Genomic DNA, 18,358 nt, shown 5'->3' with positions numbered 1-18,358 from the left:
TCCCTGCCAGTAATCAGCCGGTATTGAGCCGAGGTCGTCGCGCGGTCGGCGCCGCGCGAGGCGGTCTGTCGCGCGGCGCGCGACCACGTCAAGCTGTGCGCTGGCTTGGTCATCCCATCCCGGCCGGTTCCATCCGGCCATCGCATGACGAGGAGGCACCACCGCGTGGGAAGACGGATACTCGCGGCGCTCGCCGCGGCTGTGGGGTTCGCGCTCTTCGCGGGCACGGCGGCCGCGGCCACCGCGCCCCCGGCAGAGTTCGGCACCGACTGGCACGATCCCCTGACGGCCGCCCCGCCGGTCGCCACCCCCGGCGGCAGGTCCTGCACCACGCAGATCGTGGCGGCGCAGTTCAAGGACTTCACGCCGTACACCAGCACGTACACCCCGCCGCGCGGCTGCGGTGACCACTGGAGCAAGGTCGTGCGAAAGGTCGCCGGACGGCAGTACGACCGGCTGGGGTATCTGCGGATCGGCGGCGTGGAGGTCCTGGACACCTCGACCCCCGAGCCGTCGCCCGACGGCATCGCATGGCAGGTCGAGAAGGACGTCACCCGGTACGCGTCCACGCTGCGCGGCCCGCAGCCGGTGGAGATGCTCATCGGCAACGTCGTCAACGACACCTACACCGGCGTGATCGATGTGAAGGTCTCGCTGACGTTCTACCCGGCGCGGGGCGGGGACGAAGGCTCGGCCGTGCCCGACCGGGTGCTGACCCTGGCCGGATCGCACAGTGAGGGCACGGCCCTCGTCGGAGATCTCACCACCCCGCGCAACAGCGAGCGGATCGTCGCCGAGGTGTACGCCACCGGATCGGGCGGCGGCTGCGAGGAGTTCTGGTATCTGGCGGTGCCGGCCGATGTGCCGTACTCCTGCCAGGCCGGCGGCCCCTACCGCGAGGTGCAGCTGCGGGTGGACGGCCAACTGGCCGGAATCGCCGCCCCGTTCCCGCACGTGTGGACGGGCGGCTGGTCCAACCCCTTCCTCTGGTACGTGATCCCGGGCCCGCACGCCTTCGACGTCAAGCCCGTCGAGTACGACCTGACGCCGTACGCCGGTCTGCTCAACGACGGCAAGGCGCACCGCGTCGAGGTGTCGGTGCTGGGCGTTCCCGCGGGTCGGAGCGGCTGGAGCGTGCCGACGAACGTACTGGTCTGGCAGGACGCGCACCGCGATAACGTGACGGGCGCGCTGACCGCGCACCAGGAGAGCGCCCCGGTCACCTCGACCGCCTACCGGCCGGGTGACGAGCGCGCCCTGGACGCGACCGGCAGCCACAGCCTGACCGTCGCCGGCTATGTCGACACGTCGCACGGCCGCGTCGCCACCACCGTCCGCCGCGCGCTGTCCGCCACCTCCACCCACCGGTGGAACGCCGACGAGAGCACCGACGCGCTCACCGCGCGCTGGACCGACGACGAGACGGTGACCGCGGACGGCCGCGGGCCGGCCGTCAGCACCGCGGTGCACCGTACGTACACGATGGACGGCGGTACGTCGGTCGGCGCGGCCGACCGGCTGCGCACCGTGCTGGCGGTCGGCGACCGCGCCGACACGGCCGTCGTACGCGGTGGCCGGTCCGTCACCTGGTCGCGGCTGGACGACAGCTACCAGGGCGACGCGTCCTTCACCCTCAATGTGCCGCGCGATCAGCGGCACGCCACCGGCACCTCGTCCGAGCGCTACCGGCTGACCGGTTCCGGCGGCTGCTACGACCACCGGATCGCGACCGCGCAGGGAGCGCTGACGGAGGACCGGCTGCGCTGCTGAACGCGCTGCGCCGGCAAAACGCGGGTCTACACGTTCGCCACCCGGGCGAAGTCGCCGATCAGGGACGAGGTTCGGGTGGCGTCGTAGGCCAGGCAGACCTCGTCGGGAGGCGCGTCGGTGACGGGGACGTAGACGATGTCGGGGCGGGTGTAGTACCCGGTCGCGGAGGCGGGCAGAAAGGTGATCGCGCGTCCCGAGGCGACATGTTCGAGCTTCTCCTCCACGGAGCGGACCACGATGGCCCCGGCGGCGAGCGGCGTGCCGTGGCCGACGTGGTGGGTGTGGCCGATGACGGGCTCGGCGGCCAGATCGGCCAGCGTCAGCGACTCCTTCGCCGCGAGCCGGTGCCCCGTGGGCAGCGCGGCCAGCCGCGGTTCGCGGAACAGCGGGATGACCTCCAGGCCGCGCTCGTCGATGGGCAGTATGACGAAGGCGATGTCCACCCGCCCGTCCAGCAGGACTTCGGCCTGGTCGTCCCATTCCAGGCGCTGCACGCCGACCGTGACCTCCGGATGCGCCGCGGTGAACGCGCGGACGGCGTCGGTGACCACGATCCCGGACCGGAATCCCACCACGAGGTGCTGCGGGCCGCGAGCCGCCCGGAGCACCCGGCGCCGCGCCGCCTCCGCGGAGGCCAGCAGCGGCCGGGCATCGTCCAGGAGCTGCTGCCCGGCCCGGGTGAGAGTGACGCCATGGCTGTCGCGGACGAACAGCTCCGCGCCGAGATCGTGCTCCAGCGCGCGGATCTGGCGGCTCAGCACGGGCTGGGCGATGTGCAGGTCCTCGGCGGCGCGGGTGAAGTGCAGCCGGTCGGCGACGGCGGCGAAGTACCGCAGCTTGCGCAGGTCCAGATCCATCGGCGCTCCTCCGGCATGGCGATGCCTTCAGGGTATCGCGACCGCCGGAAGAGGTCGTGGACGCGGACGGCCCGGGGCGGTGAGGGTGGAGACCGGACAGCACCACGGGGCGAGCGAGAGATCAGGTGAGCGCGATGAAGGTCTTCATCACCGGAGGATCCGGGTACATCGGCCGGGCGACGATCCGGGCACTGGTCCGGCGGGGGATCGCGGTGACCGCGCTGGCCCGGGGCGAGAGCGCCGCCCGGACCGTGTCCGCCCTCGGCGCGGAACCGGTCACGGGGGAACTGACCGACGCCGGGGCGCTGCGCGCGGCGGCCTCGCGGGCCGACGGTGTGATCCACCTCGGCTTCAGCTACAGCGCGGACGCCGGCGGGATCGACGCCGCGGCGGCCCGGGCGCTGCAGGACGGCGTGGGCAGCGGACCGTACATCCACACCAGCGGTGTGTGGGTGTACGGCGACACCGAGGGGTCGCCGACGAGGATTCCCGGCTGAATCCGCCGGGGATCACCGCCTGGCGGCCGGCGAACGAGCGGCGGGTGCTCGCGCACGCGGCCACCGGCGGGCGCCCGGTGGTCGTCATGCCGGGTCTGGTCTACGGCCGCTCCGGCGGTCTGCCGCAGACCTTCTTCGTCGAGCCGGGCGCGCCGCAGGCGCCGTGCCGTACATCGGTGAGGGGGCCAACCGCTGGGCGCTGGTCCATGTCGACGACATCGCGGAACTGTACGTACGGGCGCTGGACGCACCGGCCGGGGCCGTATACGCCGGAGTGAGCGGTCAGAACCTGCCGTTGAAGGACATCGCGCTCGCGCTCAGCCGGGCGGCGGGCTGCCCGGGGAGGACCGTCTCGCTGACCCTGGACCAGGCACGCGAGCGGATGGGGCCGATCGCGGACGCGTTCGCGCTGGACCAGCGGTTCACCGGTGCCCGCGCGCGCGACGGTCTGGGCTGGGTGCCCGCACACCTCGACGCGCTGGCCGAACTGGCCCAACCCAATGAGTCCGCCGCACCCGCCGCACCCGCCCAGCCCACCGAACAGACCGAACCCGCCGGACCCGCCGAACCGAGAGGTCTGGAAGAGGTTTCAGCAAGTAGTTGAAAATGTTTCCACTTGTGTATTGACGGGCCCGCGGCCACGGCGGGAAGCTCCTCGGCGGAACCCCGTGGGACGCGGGGTTCCGCCCCCACCCGGCGGCTTGGCGCGGGCTGCCTTCGAGGGCACAGCTGTGCCCGCACTCCGAAGGAGCCGCTCATGCGATCCCGTAGATCCCGTGTACTGCACGGCACGCTCGCCGCGCTGCTCGCCGCGACCGGCCTCACCGTCGCCGCGCAGCAGCAGGCGCAGGCGTCGCCGCCGAGCAGCAAGGACGTCACCGCCACCCTCTTCGAGTGGCGCTTCGACTCCGTCGCCAAGGCGTGCACCGAAACCCTCGGCCCGGCCGGCTACGGATTCGTGGAGGTCTCCCCGGCCCAGGAGCAGATCCAGGGCAGCCAGTGGTGGACCTCGTACCAGCCGGTCAGCTACAAGATCGCCGGACGGCTCGGTGACAGCACCGCGTTCAAGAACATGGTGGACACCTGCCACGGCGCGGGCGTCAAGGTGGTCGCCGACGCGGTGATCAACCACATGGCGGCCGGCTCGGGCACGGGGACCGGCGGTACGAACTACTCCAAGTACAACTACCCGGGCTATTACCAGGACCAGGACTTCCACTCCTGCCGCAGCAACATCACCAACTACGCCGACCGCGCCAACGTCCAGAACTGTGAGCTCGTCGGGCTCGCCGACCTGGACACCGGCAGCGACTACGTCCGTTCCACGATCGCCGGCTATCTCAACAACCTCATCTCGCTCGGCGCCGACGGCTTCCGGATCGACGCGGCCAAGCACATCGCGGCGGGCGACCTCTCCGCCATCAAGTCCAAGCTCACCAACCCGGGCGTCTTCTGGGCGCAGGAGGTCATCTACGGGGCCGGCGAGGCGGTCCAGCCGGGCGAGTACACCGGCACCGGCGATGTGGACGAGTTCCGCGCCGCCACCGACCTCAAGCGGATCTTCACCAGCGAGAAGCTGTCGTACCTGAGCAATTGGGGCGCCTCCTGGGGCTATCTGACCAGCGCCAACGCCCGGACCTTCGTCGACAACTGGGACACCGAGCGCAACGGCTCGACCCTCAACTACAAGGCGGGCGCCACCTACACCCTCGCCAACGTCTACATGCTGGCCTGGCCCTACGGTGCGCCCAACGTCTACTCCGGCTACGAGTTCTCCGACAATGACTCCGGCCCGCCCAACGGCGGCACCGTCAACGCCTGCTACAGCGAGGGGTGGAAGTGCCAGCACGCCTGGCCGCAGATCTCCGGCATGGTCGGTTTCCGCAACGCCGTCTCCGGCACCGCGGTCACCAACTGGTGGTCCAACGGCAACAACGCCATCGCGTTCGGCCGCGGCAGCAAGGGCTTCGTCGCGATCAACCACGAGGGCGGCGCGCTGACCCAGACGTACGCCACCTCACTGCCGGCCGGCACCTACTGTGACGTCCAGCACAGCGGGACCCAGTACGCCGTCGGTTCCGACGGCAGGTTCACGGCCACGATCGGCTCCAACGACGCGGTGGCGCTGTACGTGGGCGCGGCCTGTGGCGGGACCACCGTCCCGGCCTCCGGCGCGTCCTTCGCGGTCAGCGCGACGACCGCGGCCGGCCAGAACATCTACGTGGCGGGCAGCAACGGCACCCTCGGCAACTGGGACACCGGCCGGGCCCTGCTGCTGTCCGCAGCGAGCTACCCGGTGTGGAAGCTCGATGTCACGTCGGCCGCCGGCACGTCGTTCGAGTACAAGTACCTCCGTAAGGACAGCGCCGGGACCGTGACCTGGGAGACCGGGGCGAACCGCACCGCGACGGTCCCCTCCAGCGGCAAGGTCGCGCTCAGCGACACCTGGCGCGGCTGAATTCACACCCCTGGCCGGGATCGAGGCAGACTGGCATGTCCTGTACCTGATCACAGAGGGGATCTCTTCATCCATGACGGGCTTTCGTGCGTTCCTGCTGCGTGGCAATGTCGTCGAACTCGCGGTCGGCATCGTGGTCGGCGCCGCCTTCACCGCGCTGGTCGGCGGTTTCGTCAAGGCGTTCCTGACACCGCTCGTCGGTCTCTTCTCGGGCGCGACGGGTGACTACACCCACAAGGTGTTCACTGTCTCGGGCGTGAACTTCCCGTACGGCGCCTTCATCGATTCGGCGATCAGCTTCGTGATCGTCGCCTCGGTGATCTACTTCCTGGTCATCCTGCCGATGAACCGGATGCAGGACCGGTTCTTCCCGAAGGCCGCGGCGGCCGACATGCGCGAGTGCCCGGAGTGCCTGACGGCGATACCGACGGCCGCCAGGCGCTGCAGTGCCTGCACCGCGGAGGTGCAGCCGGTGTCCGCCGACGGTATGGCGCTCGTGCAGTAGCCCGCGCCGTCCGTCCAGCGCCGTTCGTCCGTCCAACGCCTTCCCGGGGCGCGCCTCAGCAGCGCGACCGGGGAGGCGTTGCCGCGTCCAGGGTGGCGAGCAGCGCGGTGAGCGCCTCGCGCTGAGCGGCGCCCAGGGGGGCCAGGAGATCCTCGGCGGCGGCCCGGCGGGCCAGCCGCAGCCGGTGCAGGGTCGCGGCCCCGGCCTCGGTGAGTTCGATGCGGATCACCCGGCGGCTGGCCGGGTCGGGGATCCTGCGGACGAGGTCGTGAGTCTCCAGCGCGTCCACCAGCGTGGTCACCGCGCGCGGTACGACGTCCAGGCGCCGGGCGAGGTCGGCCATCCGCGGCGGTGCCTCGCTGTGGGCGACGGTCCGCAGCAGCCGCGACTGGGCCGGGGTGATGCCGAGCGGCTCGAGGTGCCGGCGCTGGGCCCGGTGGAGCCGCCGGGTCAGCTGCAGCAGCTGGTCGGCGAGGCGGCCGGTGGTCTCGCCAGCGGCGGTCTCCGCGGCGGTCTCTTCGACAGGCTCGGGCCCTGGTGCGGGCTCTGGTGCGGGCTCGGTCTCAGGCTCGGGTGCGGTCGCGGCGACGGGCTCGGCGACGATCTCGGGCTCAGGTGCGGTGGTGCGGGGATCCATGGCCCAAGGATATCAGGATGTAAGTCATTGTGAACATAGGTAACAATGAACTAGACTCTTCAAAGTCATCCTGACATCCGACTCTCCGCAACCTCTCCGAGGAGCCCTTTGCACCCCGACGCACCACGGTGGACGCCACCGTCCAAGGTCCCCGACTCACCCGCCGACGTACGCCGCATCGTGCGGCTGTTCCGCCCCTACCGCGGCAAGCTCGTCTTCGTGGGCCTGCTCGTCGCCCTCTCCTCCCTCGTCTCGGTCGCCTCGCCCTTCCTGCTGAAGGCGATCCTCGACACCGCGATCCCGCAGGGCCGCACCGGGCTGCTCAGCCTGCTCGCCCTCGGCATGATCGCCACCGCCGTCGTCACGAGCGTCTTCGGCGTCCTGCAGACCCTGATCTCGACCACCGTCGGCCAGCGCGTCATGCACGACCTGCGCACCGCGGTCTACGAGCAGCTGCAGCGCATGTCGCTCGCCTTCTTCACCCGGACCCGCACCGGCGAGGTGCAGTCCCGCATCGCCAATGACATCGGCGGCATGCAGGCGACCGTCACCTCCACCGCGACCTCGCTGGTCTCCAACCTCACCGCCGTCATCGCCTCCGTGGTCGCGATGCTCGCCCTGGACTGGCGGCTGACGATCGTCTCGCTCCTGCTGCTCCCGGTGTTCGTGTGGATCAGCCGCCGGGTCGGCCGTGAACGCAAGAAGATCACCACTCAGCGGCAGAAGCAGATGGCCTCCATGTCGGCCATCGTCACCGAGTCGCTGTCGGTCAGCGGCATCCTGCTCGGCCGCACCATGGGCCGCTCCGATTCACTGACCCGCTCCTTCTCCGAGGAGTCCGAGCGCCTGGTCGACCTCGAAGTGCGTTCCAACATGGCCGGACGCTGGCGGATGTCCACCATCGGCATCGTCATGGCCGCCATGCCCGCGCTCCTGTACTGGGCCGCCGGTCTCACGATGAGCAACGGCGGGCCCGCCATCTCCATCGGCACGCTCGTCGCCTTCGTCTCGCTCCAGCAGGGACTGTTCCGCCCGACGGTGAGCCTGCTGTCGACCGGCGTTCAGGTGCAGACCTCGCTGGCGCTCTTCCAGCGCATCTTCGAGTACCTCGACCTGCCCGTCGACATCACCGAGCGCGCCGACCCGGTCCGGCTGGAGCGCGCCTGCGGCGATGTCCGCTTCGAGGACGTCGACTTCTCCTACGACCCGTCCGGCGCCCCCCGCACCCTGCACGGCATCGACCTCGCCGTCCCGGCCGGCGGCAGCCTGGCCATCGTCGGTACGACGGGTTCCGGCAAGAGCACCCTCAGCTACCTCGTGCCCCGGCTGTACGACGTGACGGGCGGCAGGGTGACGATCGACGGCGTCGACGTCCGCGACCTCGCCTTCGACACGCTCGCAGAATCGGTCGGCGTGGTCGCCCAGGAGACCTATCTCTTCCACGCCTCCGTGGCCGAGAACCTGCGCTTCGCCAAACCCGACGCCACCGACGACGACATCGTCGCCGCCGCGAAGGCCGCCCAGATCCACGACCACATCGCCGGCCTCCCCGACGGATACGACACCCTCGTCGGCGAACGCGGCTACCGCTTCTCCGGCGGCGAGAAGCAGCGGCTCGCCATAGCCCGCACCATCCTGCGCGACCCGCCGGTCCTCATCCTCGACGAGGCCACCAGCGCGCTCGACACCCGCACGGAACAGGCCGTCCAGGATGCCATCGACGCGCTGTCGGCCGGGCGCACCACCATCACCATCGCTCACCGGCTGTCCACCGTCCGTGACGCCGACCAGATCGTGGTCCTCGACGCGGGCCGTATCGCCGAACGCGGCACCCACGACGAGCTCCTGGCGCGCGACGGCCGCTATGCGGCACTGGTCCGCCGCGACGAGCGGCTCGCCACCTCCGAACTCGCCCCGACCGCGTGACCGTGCTGGGCTCCCGCCGGAAGTGACTCCCGGGTAAGGTGACTCGAACCGCGTTGGTACCGACCCGCGTTGACATCGACCCGCGTTCGTATCGGCTCGCGTGACGTCGGCCTGCGTGAGCTCGACCCGCGTGACGTCGACCCGCCCGGCGGGATCCGCGCACATCCACCGGAGGTACCCGTTGGCTGCTCCCGAGCGTTCCGCACGTCTCCTCGTCGGCCTTCTCGCCGGCGGGGCCGCGGCCCACTTCCTGCTGCCCAAGCCGTTCGACGCGACGATTCCCCGCGCGCTCCCCGGCCGTCCGCGCACCTGGACCTACGCCAGCGGCGTCGTGGAACTCGCGGTCGCCACCGCCGTCGCCGTACCGGCCACCCGCCGCGTCGGCGGTCTGCTCGCCGCGGGACTGTTCACCGCCATCTTCCCAGCCAACGTGAAGATGGCCTACGACTGGCGCGACCGCCCGGCACCGCTCAAGGCCGCCGCCTACGCGCGGCTGCCGCTGCAGGCACCGTTGGTGCTGTGGGCGCTGCGGGTCAGCCGCCAGGAGGCCCTGCGCCGGCAGGGGTGACACCGCGCGCCGGCGTTCCACCCGGCAGTCCCTCCGGCGTTCCGCTCAGCCCTCCACCAGGATCACTTCCAGCGTGCGCGGGCCGTGCACGCCCTCGACGCGGTCGAGTTCGATGTCGCTGGTGGCGGACGGGCCGGAGATCCAGGTCAACGGCCGGGCCGGATCGAGGCGTCCCATGGCCTCCGGGACCGAATCGACGATCTGGCCGGGGGCTTGGACCACGCAGATGTGATGGTCGGGCACAAGCGTGATCCGGCGCCGCCCCTGGCCCGCCGATGCGTCCAGGACGATGGTGCCGGTCTCGGCGATGGCCACGGCGCAGCCGGTCAGCACGCTGTCGGCGGCGTCGAGTTCACCGGGCGTCAGAGTGAGGGTGTCCTGGACGAGCTCCACCCCGGTGGCGGCGGAGAGCCAGTTGTCGGGCAGCCCGGCCGGGACGACGACGGAGCGGGCGCCGCGCCCGGCGAGCAGCGCGGCGATCAGCGCCGGAAGCCCGTCGGCCGGGCAGCGGTGGACCAGTGCGCGGTAGTCCGCGAGATGGCCGGCCAGCAGCGCGGTGGTCTGTTCCGGCGTCCGCGTCCCGTGCACCCGGAGGTAGTCGCGTTCGACCGGGACGCCGTCGGGGCGCTCGTCGCGCGGCACATCGGCCAGCGCGCGCCGGATACGTCCCAGCACCCGCTCCCGGCTGCTTGCCTCGCTCATGTGGTGGTCCCCTCTCCGCGGGTGCGCTGCCACCAGTCGCGGAACGATTCGGCGGGCACGGCCGGCAGGTCGCGGGTGGCGGACCAGGCGCGGCCCGGCCCCGGCAGGCGCTTGGGGTGCAGCCGCCGGGTGCGGGCGGCCAGCCGCTGGCCGGCGCGGAGCGCGGCCGGATGGTCGAGCGTCCAGCGGGAGGCGCGCATCGCGGCCCGCTCGGCGGCGTGCCCCTTGGCCGGTTTGATGACGGCTCGCGTGCCGCGCAGCGTCACCGGGCCGCCCTCGGCGACCCGCTCCCGCAGATGAACCAGGACTTCGGGGATGTCGATCGCGACCGGGCAGACCTCGTAGCAGGCACCGCACAGCGTCGACGCGTACGGCAGCGAGGCGTCCAGCGCCGAGGCGGTCCCGCGCAGTTGGGGGGTGAGGATGGCGCCGATCGGGCCGGGATAGGCGGAGCCGTAGGCATGGCCGCCGGCCCGCTCGTAGACCGGGCAGACGTTCAGACAGGCGGAGCAGCGGATGCAGCGCAGCGCCTGGCGGCCGACGGTGTCGGCGAGGGTGTCGGTGCGGCCGTTGTCGAGCAGGACGAGGTGAAAGGTCCGCGGCCCGTCGCCGTCGGTGGTGCCGGTCCACGTCGAGGTATAGGGGTTCATCCGCTCGGCGGTCGAGGAGCGGGGCAGGGTCTGGAGGAAGATCTCCAGGTCCTGCCAGGTGGGGATGGTCTTCTCGATGCCGACGACCGAGATGAGGGTCTCGGGCAGGGTCAGGCACATCCGGCCGTTCCCCTCGGACTCCAGGACGACGAGGGTGCCGGTCTCGGCCACCATGAAGTTCGCGCCGGAGATGCCGACCTTGGCCCGCAGGAACTTCTCCCGCAGATGCAGCCGCGCCGCCTCGGCGAGGTCGGCGGGCCGGTCGGACAGCCCTTCGGGCGCCGCCCGTCCCCAGTCGCCCATCCGCTCGGTGAAGATGTCCCGGATCTCGGACCGGTTCTTGTGGATCGCGGGGACCAGGATGTGCGACGGGAGATCGTCGCCGAGCTGCACGATCAGCTCGGCGAGATCCGTCTCGTAGGCGCGGATCCCGGCCTGGGCGAGGGCTTCGTTGAGGCCGATCTCCTGGGTGGCCATCGACTTGACCTTGACGACCTCGGTCTCGCCGGTGGCGCGGACGAGTCCGGTCACGATCCGGTTGGCCTCCTCGGCGTCGGCCGCCCAGTGGACGTGGCCGCCCGCGGCCGTGACCGCCGCCTCCAACTGCTCGAGGTAGTGGTCGAGATGGCGCAGCGTACGGTCCTTGACGGCGGCTCCGGCGGCCCTCAGCTGCGGCCAGTCCGCCAACTCGGCCACCGCCACGGCGCGTTTGACGCGGATGGTGTGCGTCGCATGCCGCAGATTGCCGCGCAGCCGGGTGTCCCGGGTGGATTTCTCGGCCGCCTCGGGGAAGGCCGGCATGCCCAGATATGTGCCGCTCATCGGATCTCTTCCATCGGGTAGGGGTGGTCCTCCGTTGCGGCGAGGATCTCGGCGATGTGCACCGGCCGGACCGTCGAGCCCTCCCGGGCCAGCGTGCCGCCGATGTGCGTCAGACAGGAGTTGTCGACGGTGCAGACCGCGGCGGCCCCGGTCTCGCCGATGTGCCGGGTCTTGTCCGCGCCCATCGCGGCGGACACCGCCGCGTTCTTGACAGCGAACGTGCCCCCGAAGCCGCAGCACTCCTCCGCGCCCTCCAGCTCCCGCAGCCGCAGCCCCCTGACGTTCTCCAGCAGCGCGAGCGGGCGCCGGCCGAGCCCCAGTGCCCGCAGCCCGTGGCAGGTGGGGTGGTAGGTGACCGTGTGCGGGAAGTACGCCCCGACGTCGGTCACCTTCAGCACGTCCACCAGGAATTCGGTCAGCTCGTACGTCCTGGGCACCACGGATGCCGCCGCGGCCGCGAGTTCACCGCCGCGTCCCTCGGCAGCGGCCTTCGCCCCGATACGCGGATAGTTGTCGCGCACCATCGCCACACAGGATCCGGACGGGGTCACGATGTAGTCGTAGCCGTCGAACGCGGCGGTGAACCGGCGCACCAGCGGCTCGGTCTCATGCCGGTATCCGGTGTTGAACTGCGGCTGTCCGCAGCAGGTCTGCGCCACGGGAAAGTCGACGTCCACCCCCAGCCGTTCGAGCAGCGCGACGGTTGCCCGGCCGGTGTCCGGGTAGAGAAGGTCGTTCACGCAGGTGACGAAGAGTGCTACGCGCATGGCCTCATACTGCCGTAGTGCCGGGGTGGTGTGAAGCAGACATCGGATGTTTTTCGCTGTGTCGTGCGTTCAGTGCACCAGGGCGGGGGAGCGCATGGGCGCGGGCCCGGCCGTCCTGTGCGATCCGTCCCGTCCGTCTGAACCGTTCGACCCGTTTGATCCGTCCGAACCGGTCGCGAGGAATCGGCGGATCTCGCGGACCGCGGTGCGCCCCGCCCGGTTGGCGCCGATGGTGCTGGCGGAGGGCCCGTAGCCGATGAGGTGGATGCGGGGGTCCTTGGCGACCCGGGTGGTGCCGTCCAGGCGGATGCCGCCGCCGGGCTCGCGCAGTCGCAGCGGTGCGAGGTGGTCGAGGGCGGCGCGGAAGCCGGTGGCCCACAGGATGACGTCGGCGTCCAGTTCGCGGCCGTCGTTCCAGGCGACGCCGTGCTCGGTGACGCGGTCGAACACCGGCAGCGGGTCGAGGATCCCGCGCGCCTGGGCGGCACGGACCGCCTCGGTGGCCGCCAGACCGGTGACGCTGACCACGCTCTGGGGCGGCAAGCCGGCCCTGACCCGCTCCTCGACGAGGGCGATCGCGGCCCGGCCCCACTCCTCGTCGAACGGCCGGCTGCGGAAGAGCGGCGGACGGCGGGTGACCCAGGTGGTGTCGGCGACCTCGGCCAGTTCCATCAGCAGCTGCACGGCGGAGGTTCCGCCGCCGACGACGATCACGCGCTTACCGGTGAACTCCGCGGCACCCCGGTAACCGGCGGTGTGCAGCTGCCGTCCGCGGAAGGTCTCCTGGCCCGGGTAGTGCGGGAGGAACGGCCGGTCCCAGGTGCCGGAGGCGTTGATCAGCGCACGCGCGGACCAGGTGCCCGCGTCCGTCTCGACGAGCAGCCGTCCGTCGCCCGCCTTGCGGACCGCCGATACGTTCACCGGGCGGTGGACGCGCAGGTCGAAGGCGCGCTCGTAGCGGTCGAAGTACGCGGAGACCACTTCGGCGGAGGGCCGTGCCGGGTCCGCGCCCGTCAGGGGAAGGCCGGGCAGGTCATGGACGCCATGGGCCTTGGCGTAGGTGAGCGAGGGCCAGCGGAACTGCCAGGCGCCGCCGGGGCCGGGGGAGTGGTCCAGTACGGCGAAGCCCTCGTCGGGCCGGAACCCGGCACGGCCGAGGAAGTACGCGCCGGACAGGCCTGCCTGTCCGGCCCCGATGACGGCGACGTCGACCTCGCGCGCCCCACTCAAGTCGTTCACGTTTCTACCAACCTCGGGTGGTACGGAAAGCTTCCCGCGGGGTGTCAGCGGATGGTGGCCGAAGCGGGAGCTGGAGTCGAGGCGGGCGTCGGCGCGCAGCCCGGGCCGTACGCCGAGGTGGAAGTTGGCTCCCAGTCCGACCAGTTCGGCGGCAGCGGAACCGCCGCTGCCAACGCTCTGGGCGACGCCGGGGCGCCCGCTGAGCGCGTCGGGGAGGAGATCGTGCAGTGCACCGGTGATCCGCAGGCAGGCCTCGGGGGTGCTTCCGTAGGCGACCACTCCCGGCATGCCACGGTCGAGCCCGGACCGTATCCAGTCCGGCAGCCGCTCGCTGCGGCAGGCGGGGAGCAGGCACGCGTCGACCAGTGCGGCGATACGGTGCAGGGTATTCACGTCGGCTGTCCCCCTTTGGCGCCCGGCGGCAGTGGGAGGGTATCCCGACAACAGGCTATTGGTCCAGACCAATTGGGATGCGGCTGCCCGCCCCGGGCGAGGGCGGGCAGCCGCGGGGTACCGCCGCTGCTCACCGCCCCCCCGGAGAGCAGCAGCGGCGCGCCGCCCGGCGCGGACGCCGGACGGCCGTTGGTGGCGGGAACGCCCAGCAGCGGGGAGCCGGGGACGGTGGCGAGCAGGCCGCGCGCGGCCAGTTCGGGCGTCACGCCCTCGCCGAACCAGTACGCCTCCTCCAGGTGCGGATGGCCGGAGAGCACGAAGTGGTCGACGCCCAGGGCGTGATACTCCTCGATCCGGTCCGCGACCTCGGAGTGGTTGCCGACCGGCGCGGTGCCCGCGCCGCCGCGCACCAGCCCGACCCCCGCCCACAGGTTGGGGGAGATCTCCAGCTTGTCGCGGGAGCCGCCGTGCAGCGCCAGCATCCGCTGCTTGCCCACCGACTCGCTCTTGCCGAGAGCCTGCTGGGCGGCGCGGGCGATCTGCGCCAGACAGTCGATGTCGGGCGCGCGGATCCCGCTGATCGGGGTGATGCGCGAACGCTTGATGCCGCCGTCGGCGTAGGCGTGGCGGTCGACCAGGGTCCGGCCGTCGCCGCCCGTCGGCAGGAACCAGTGCAGGTGGACGGAGATCAGGAGGAGGCCTTTCCGTAGGAGCGCGGCGCGGTGGCGGAGGACGGCATCTCGCCACTCGGACGCGAATCTCACATATGTGGGCGACCATGGAGTCATGGCCGACGCATTCACCACCCGCGCCCTCGACATCACGACCGGCTCCGCCGAGACGGTCCACGATCTCACCGCCGCCTGCGCCGCGTTCCTCGACGAGGTGGCCTCCGGCCGTGACGGGCTGCTCAACGTCTTCGTCCCGCACGCGACCGCGGGCATCGCCGTCATCGAGACCGGAGCCGGCAGCGACGACGACCTGCTGACCGCACTGCACGACCTGCTCCCCGCCGACGACCGCTGGCGCCACCGCCACGGCAGCCCGGGCCACGGCCGCGACCACGTCCTCCCCGCCCTCGTCCCACCGCACGCCACACTCCCGGTGATCGCCGGCCACCTGGAACTGGGAACCTGGCAGTCCGTCGTCCTCGTTGACACGAATAAGGACAATGTGAATCGGCAGGTGCGGCTGAGCTTCCTCGGGTAGGGCGGTGACTGGACGAGACTGCAGAGCCGAAGTCCGGCCGCACCAAATGAGGGGATGCCGCGCGCACGGACGGGCACTCGGGCTGTGACGCCGGGCGTGCGGATTCAGCCCAGATCTTCCACCAGTTGGTCGAGAGTGGCCTCCTCATGGAGGGCGATGCTCAGCCCTTCCATGGTGGGTGCGAGGTCGGCGTCCCAGTCGGCATCGACTGGTTGGCCTGACAGTGGGAGCTGTGGGACGCCCTGGGCCTGGGTGCGGGCGGCGAGGCGTTCGTAGTCCTCGGCCCGCAGACGCCACGGGTCCGCGTCGTAGCGGCGGATGATCCGGTTGGCCAAGGCGATGCCGGGCCAGTCGAAGTCGCCGTGATAGGCGAAACGGCAGCCGGTGGCGGCGAGGGCGTCGAGGAGGGTCAGGACCGCGGTGGAGGCGCTGCCTGATGTGCAGACGAGCGGCTGCGTGCACGCGGCATCCGCCGCGGCCTCCACCACCCGGGGGTTCTCGCAGATACGGATGAGCGTGCCAGGCGCCATGGTCGGCCGCAGGACGTGCAGGTCGCGCAAGGTGAGGTGGATTTCGGCGTAGTTCTCGGTCCGTTCCCGCAGGGCCCGTTCGCGCCAACTGTCGCCCTCCGGGCGCAGACCGTAGGCGAGGACAGTGCTGGAAACCTCGTCCGGGGTGACGCCTGCAAGCCGCCACAGGGCGCGGCGTCCGGCCGCGTTGTCGGGAAGCTCGGCGGCATGGGCGAGGGCGATGCCGCGCTGGACGAGCCGCGCCAGCCAGGTGCCGTCGTCCAGTCCATGCGCGGACCCGGTCGCTTCAGCGGCGATCTCACCCCGGCCGCGTACGACCGCTCTTGCCGGTCCCAGCAGCAGAGTGAGGATCTGTACTGCCTGCTGGAGGGTCGGTACCGCGGCCTTAGGAGTCACGCCTCTGGGCACGCCCGATCGGCGGAGCCCGTCGTACCACTGCTGGGCCCAGTCCTCGCCGCCGAGAGCGGACGCGCGCAAGGAATCGGAGACCGAGGACCACACATGTTCGCGTCGGGTTTCGGCCGCTGCCCGGTCGGCCCGGCGATCAGTGAGGTCCGGTCCGAGCGCCTGGAGGGTGTCCACCAGTCCGGCGCCGGCGGCCGAAGCCCGCAGACGTGCGTCCAACTCGTCGAGCCGCACAGTCACTGTGGTGGTTGTCAGCGTCCTGCCGAGGAGCTGGGACAGAGCAGTCCGCTCCTGTGCGTTGAGGCCGGCTACTTTTAGCGATCCGGTTGCCTGGAGGCCGTTGCTCTCCAGGCGTTTGCGCGTCCCGTTCCACAGCCGGTGGAGGCCGGGACCGGCCAGCCAGGTCCGTGTCTCGGCGGGCAGCGTGCTCATACGGACACCAGGCGCCGATGGCGGCCGTTCCAGGTGTAGTGCAGGGTGGCCACGCCGCGTACATGAGGATCACGCAGGCACTCGTAGATGTGCAGGGACGGCACCTCGGGCCAATTGCCCATGAGTCGTTCGCTGGTCAGCACGAAGTCGAGATCGAGATCGACGAGGATCCGGCCGAGCCGTCCGTGGGTGGGCTCGTCGACCTTGGCGAAGGCGTCGTCGAGGAGGATCAACCGCGGTGCGTGCGGGGCGGATTCGCCGAGGGTGGTGAAGTGGGCGGCGGCTGCGGCGAAGAGTATGAGATAGGAGAGCACGCGCTGCTCGCCCTGGCTGAGGCCGGTGCGACTGGTCAGCCGGCGCTTGCGGCCCGGGGCTGCGTCCTCGACCACGAAGGTGTGGAAGCGGAACCAGTCACGATAGTCCAGCGCGGTACGCAGATGGGCGGCGTAGCCGGCCGACGGGTCGGCCCTGCGGGCGTCCTCGATCCGTCGTTGCAGTACTTCCCGGAGCTGTTCCGTCTGCTCGCGGGTCCGGAGACCCGAGGAGCTGCGGAGCAGCTCGACGGCCGCACGCACGTCCGCGTCGACGTCCTCGTCGAGTTTCCATTGCAGCTCTACGCCCAGGCCGTGCGATGTACGGACCGTCTTGAGCGTGGCGTTGAGCGCTGCCACCAGGTTGGCAGCAGTGATGACCTGCGTCGACAGGTGATCGCCGAGTTCGCCGGCGAGAAAGCGCTGGAAGACCTCGCGTTCGCGCTCGGTGAGCCGGCCGCGGGCCTCGGCGGCCTGGGTGGCGATCCGCTCTCCCACGACGGCGACGTCGTGGGAACCGTGGTCGTCCAGGAGGCGGCAGACCTTGATCCCTTCGCGCTCGTCCAGCTGTGCGTCGTAGCCGCCGGCGAGCGCGTCACGCAGTACGTCGTACCGCCTCATCAGCGTGTTGTCGGACACGTCGTCGTCCGAACGCTCCAGCCGTGCGTTGACCGCGTTCGCCAGTTCACGCAGGGCCCGGATTCTGGCACGGGCGTCCTCCACGAGCAGGTCCGCGGAGCTCTCCGACAGGGCTGTCCGGTCCCATCCGGCACCGCGGAGGACCTCCGGGCGGGCGAGGGCCCCGCGCAGGGCGTTGCCGGCGTCGATCACCGCGGACTCCTGGCGTGCCAAGTCCTCGCGAAGTCCCTTCTCCGCTTCCTCGGCTCGGGCCCGGCTCTCCCGGAGTTCATCCATGATGTGCTGGGCCTTGGGACGGGCACTGAGTGCCGCCACGATCCGTTCCTTCGCCGCTTCCTCCCGGTCCAGGATCTCGCTTTCGGCCGATCCGACGGCCTCTTCGAGGGTGGCCAGCTCCGTGCGGGCGGGGCGGAGTACGTCGAGCCGGGACTGGTAGTCACCCTCCGCCCGGAGACGGTCTGCGTGTGCCTTTTCATACGCCTCCAGTGCGGATCGCTCGGTGTCGGATCTTTTGATCGTGCCCTGGACCGCTCTGGACAGACGTACGAGGCCGCTGTGTACGGTTGCCAGCGCGGTGTCGATGCGTTCCAGGGCCTCGGTGTCGGTGGGCAGGTCGTTCGCGGTCGCGGCGGCTTCGGCCGCGCCGCGAGCTCTCGCCGCGCGGGTGCGGGCCCCCTCGGCCGTGCGGGCGGCCGTCGACGCCTTGCTGGTCAGGACTCGGAGGTCGGATTCCCTGCCGATGGCCTCGTTCCAGGCGTTGGAGAGCAGGCGGGAAGGGGGGAATCTCCGCAGTGCGTCGGCCAGGGCCGGGCGTTGGGCATCGAGGCGATCCAGTTCTCGGCGTGCGCCGGTGAGCTGTTGACCGGCCTCCGCGAGCCAGACGTCAAGTTCGGCCAGCTTGCGGCGACGGGTTTCGATGCGTACGGCGGCACCCACGAATTCGGCGGTGGGCTTGAGATGCCGCCCTCTGAGCGCACCGAGACGCCAACTGCCGTCGACCTGGACCGGGCGGGCCGCCCCCCTCTCGGGGGCCCGGGGGCG

16 protein-coding genes and 1 pseudogene are annotated in these 18,358 nt (G+C 71.2%); 8 read left to right on the top strand and 9 right to left on the bottom strand.

What is annotated here, in order from left to right:
• The first annotated feature begins 144 nt into the window (after nt 1-144).
• Nucleotides 145-1,770 (top strand): peptide-N4-asparagine amidase, encoded by a 1,626-nt coding sequence (locus QMK24_RS15915; protein WP_349307862.1) that lies wholly within the window; start codon nt 145-147, stop codon nt 1,768-1,770.
• A 26-nt stretch (nt 1,771-1,796) separates the two neighbouring features.
• Here the strand turns inward: QMK24_RS15915 and QMK24_RS15910 are convergent, their stop codons facing one another.
• Nucleotides 1,797-2,627, bottom strand: coding sequence for a LysR family transcriptional regulator (locus QMK24_RS15910; RefSeq protein WP_283466596.1), 831 nt, complete (start codon nt 2,625-2,627; stop codon nt 1,797-1,799).
• A 134-nt stretch (nt 2,628-2,761) separates the two neighbouring features.
• Between QMK24_RS15910 and QMK24_RS41490 the strand changes: the two genes are divergently transcribed.
• From QMK24_RS41490 to mscL, 4 genes are all read left to right on the top strand, one after another.
• Nucleotides 2,762-3,124 (top strand): NAD-dependent epimerase/dehydratase family protein, encoded by a 363-nt coding sequence (locus QMK24_RS41490; protein ID WP_349307863.1) that lies wholly within the window; start codon nt 2,762-2,764, stop codon nt 3,122-3,124.
• Nucleotides 3,125-3,287: 163 nt separating this feature from the next.
• On the top strand, nt 3,288-3,728 hold the full coding sequence (locus QMK24_RS41485; RefSeq protein ID WP_349307864.1) for a Rossmann-fold NAD(P)-binding domain-containing protein: 441 nt from the start codon (nt 3,288-3,290) through the stop codon (nt 3,726-3,728).
• 153 nt (nt 3,729-3,881) lie between these two features.
• Nucleotides 3,882-5,582 carry a carbohydrate-binding module family 20 domain-containing protein gene (locus tag QMK24_RS15900; RefSeq protein ID WP_283466593.1) on the top strand — a complete coding sequence of 567 codons (1,701 nt, stop codon included), beginning with the start codon at nt 3,882-3,884 and terminating at the stop codon, nt 5,580-5,582.
• Between the two features lie 73 nt (nt 5,583-5,655).
• Entirely contained in the window at nt 5,656-6,087 is a 432-nt protein-coding gene (gene mscL / locus QMK24_RS15895) for a large conductance mechanosensitive channel protein MscL (protein WP_283466591.1), read from the top strand.
• A 55-nt stretch (nt 6,088-6,142) separates the two neighbouring features.
• Here the strand turns inward: mscL and QMK24_RS15890 are convergent, their stop codons facing one another.
• Nucleotides 6,143-6,724: a MarR family winged helix-turn-helix transcriptional regulator gene (locus QMK24_RS15890; RefSeq protein ID WP_502962545.1), complete on the bottom strand. Its 582-nt coding sequence runs from the start codon at nt 6,722-6,724 to the stop codon at nt 6,143-6,145.
• A gap of 108 nt (nt 6,725-6,832) precedes the next feature.
• On the opposite strand from QMK24_RS15890, the gene QMK24_RS15885 reads away from it, so the two are divergent.
• Nucleotides 6,833-8,650 carry an ABC transporter ATP-binding protein gene (locus QMK24_RS15885; protein ID WP_283466588.1) on the top strand — a complete coding sequence of 606 codons (1,818 nt, stop codon included), beginning with the start codon at nt 6,833-6,835 and terminating at the stop codon, nt 8,648-8,650.
• Nucleotides 8,651-8,831: 181 nt separating this feature from the next.
• Complete coding sequence (locus tag QMK24_RS15880) at nt 8,832-9,218, top strand: DoxX family protein (protein ID WP_283466586.1); 387 nt, start codon at nt 8,832-8,834, stop codon at nt 9,216-9,218.
• A gap of 45 nt (nt 9,219-9,263) precedes the next feature.
• On the opposite strand, the gene QMK24_RS15875 is transcribed toward QMK24_RS15880, so the two are convergent.
• The 5 genes and pseudogenes from QMK24_RS15875 to QMK24_RS15855 form a co-directional block, all read right to left on the bottom strand.
• Nucleotides 9,264-9,920 carry a LutC/YkgG family protein gene (locus tag QMK24_RS15875; RefSeq protein WP_283466584.1) on the bottom strand — a complete coding sequence of 219 codons (657 nt, stop codon included), beginning with the start codon at nt 9,918-9,920 and terminating at the stop codon, nt 9,264-9,266.
• Entirely contained in the window at nt 9,917-11,392 is a 1,476-nt protein-coding gene (locus QMK24_RS15870) for a lactate utilization protein B (protein WP_283466583.1), read from the bottom strand. The genes QMK24_RS15875 and QMK24_RS15870 overlap by 4 nt, the downstream gene beginning before the upstream one ends.
• Nucleotides 11,389-12,159, bottom strand: a complete 771-nt coding sequence (locus tag QMK24_RS15865) for a (Fe-S)-binding protein (RefSeq protein WP_283466581.1) — start codon at nt 12,157-12,159, stop codon at nt 11,389-11,391. Before QMK24_RS15865 ends, QMK24_RS15870 begins: the two co-directional genes overlap by 4 nt.
• 69 nt (nt 12,160-12,228) lie before the next feature.
• Nucleotides 12,229-13,389 carry an NAD(P)-binding domain-containing protein gene (locus QMK24_RS15860; RefSeq protein WP_283466655.1) on the bottom strand — a complete coding sequence of 387 codons (1,161 nt, stop codon included), beginning with the start codon at nt 13,387-13,389 and terminating at the stop codon, nt 12,229-12,231.
• 539 nt (nt 13,390-13,928) lie between these two features.
• A pseudogene (locus QMK24_RS15855) lies at nt 13,929-14,480 on the bottom strand (hypothetical protein); the annotation flags it as partial.
• Nucleotides 14,481-14,577: 97 nt separating this feature from the next.
• Here QMK24_RS15855 and QMK24_RS15850 point away from each other — a divergent pair.
• Entirely contained in the window at nt 14,578-15,000 is a 423-nt protein-coding gene (locus QMK24_RS15850) for a YjbQ family protein (RefSeq protein ID WP_283466580.1), read from the top strand.
• A 104-nt stretch (nt 15,001-15,104) separates the two neighbouring features.
• On the opposite strand, the gene QMK24_RS15845 is transcribed toward QMK24_RS15850, so the two are convergent.
• Together QMK24_RS15845 and QMK24_RS15840 are read right to left on the bottom strand one after the other, a co-directional pair.
• The gene (locus tag QMK24_RS15845; RefSeq protein WP_283466578.1) at nt 15,105-16,367 is read right to left on the bottom strand and encodes a TIGR02679 family protein; all 1,263 of its coding nucleotides are present in this window, start codon (nt 16,365-16,367) and stop codon (nt 15,105-15,107) included.
• Nucleotides 16,364-18,358: TIGR02680 family protein (locus tag QMK24_RS15840; protein ID WP_283466576.1), on the bottom strand; the 1,995-nt coding region annotated here is incomplete at its 5' end. The genes QMK24_RS15845 and QMK24_RS15840, both read right to left, overlap by 4 nt.

The sequence above is a fragment of the Streptomyces sp. PH10-H1 genome, from assembly GCF_030063355.1.
GTDB lineage: Bacteria > Actinomycetota > Actinomycetes > Streptomycetales > Streptomycetaceae > Actinacidiphila.
The sequence above is the reverse complement of the archived record's forward strand: the minus strand, read 5'-3'. Positions and strand labels throughout refer to the sequence as shown.

What these genes read in the sequence shown, in the direction of transcription:
- QMK24_RS15875 (WP_283466584.1), bottom strand. Translation starts at nt 9,920, where the DNA reads ATGAGCGAGGCAAGCAGCCGGGAGCGGGTGCTGGGACGTATCCGGCGC.
- QMK24_RS15865 (WP_283466581.1), bottom strand. Translation starts at nt 12,159, where the DNA reads ATGCGCGTAGCACTCTTCGTCACCTGCGTGAACGACCTTCTCTACCCG.
- QMK24_RS41490 (WP_349307863.1), top strand. Translation starts at nt 2,762, where the DNA reads ATGAAGGTCTTCATCACCGGAGGATCCGGGTACATCGGCCGGGCGACG.
- QMK24_RS15870 (WP_283466583.1), bottom strand. Translation starts at nt 11,392, where the DNA reads ATGAGCGGCACATATCTGGGCATGCCGGCCTTCCCCGAGGCGGCCGAG.
- QMK24_RS15915 (WP_349307862.1), top strand. Translation starts at nt 145, where the DNA reads ATGACGAGGAGGCACCACCGCGTGGGAAGACGGATACTCGCGGCGCTC.
- mscL (WP_283466591.1), top strand. Translation starts at nt 5,656, where the DNA reads ATGACGGGCTTTCGTGCGTTCCTGCTGCGTGGCAATGTCGTCGAACTC.
- QMK24_RS15845 (WP_283466578.1), bottom strand. Translation starts at nt 16,367, where the DNA reads ATGAGCACGCTGCCCGCCGAGACACGGACCTGGCTGGCCGGTCCCGGC.
- QMK24_RS15850 (WP_283466580.1), top strand. Translation starts at nt 14,578, where the DNA reads ATGGCCGACGCATTCACCACCCGCGCCCTCGACATCACGACCGGCTCC.
- QMK24_RS15900 (WP_283466593.1), top strand. Translation starts at nt 3,882, where the DNA reads ATGCGATCCCGTAGATCCCGTGTACTGCACGGCACGCTCGCCGCGCTG.
- QMK24_RS15890 (WP_502962545.1), bottom strand. Translation starts at nt 6,724, where the DNA reads ATGGATCCCCGCACCACCGCACCTGAGCCCGAGATCGTCGCCGAGCCC.
- QMK24_RS15910 (WP_283466596.1), bottom strand. Translation starts at nt 2,627, where the DNA reads ATGGATCTGGACCTGCGCAAGCTGCGGTACTTCGCCGCCGTCGCCGAC.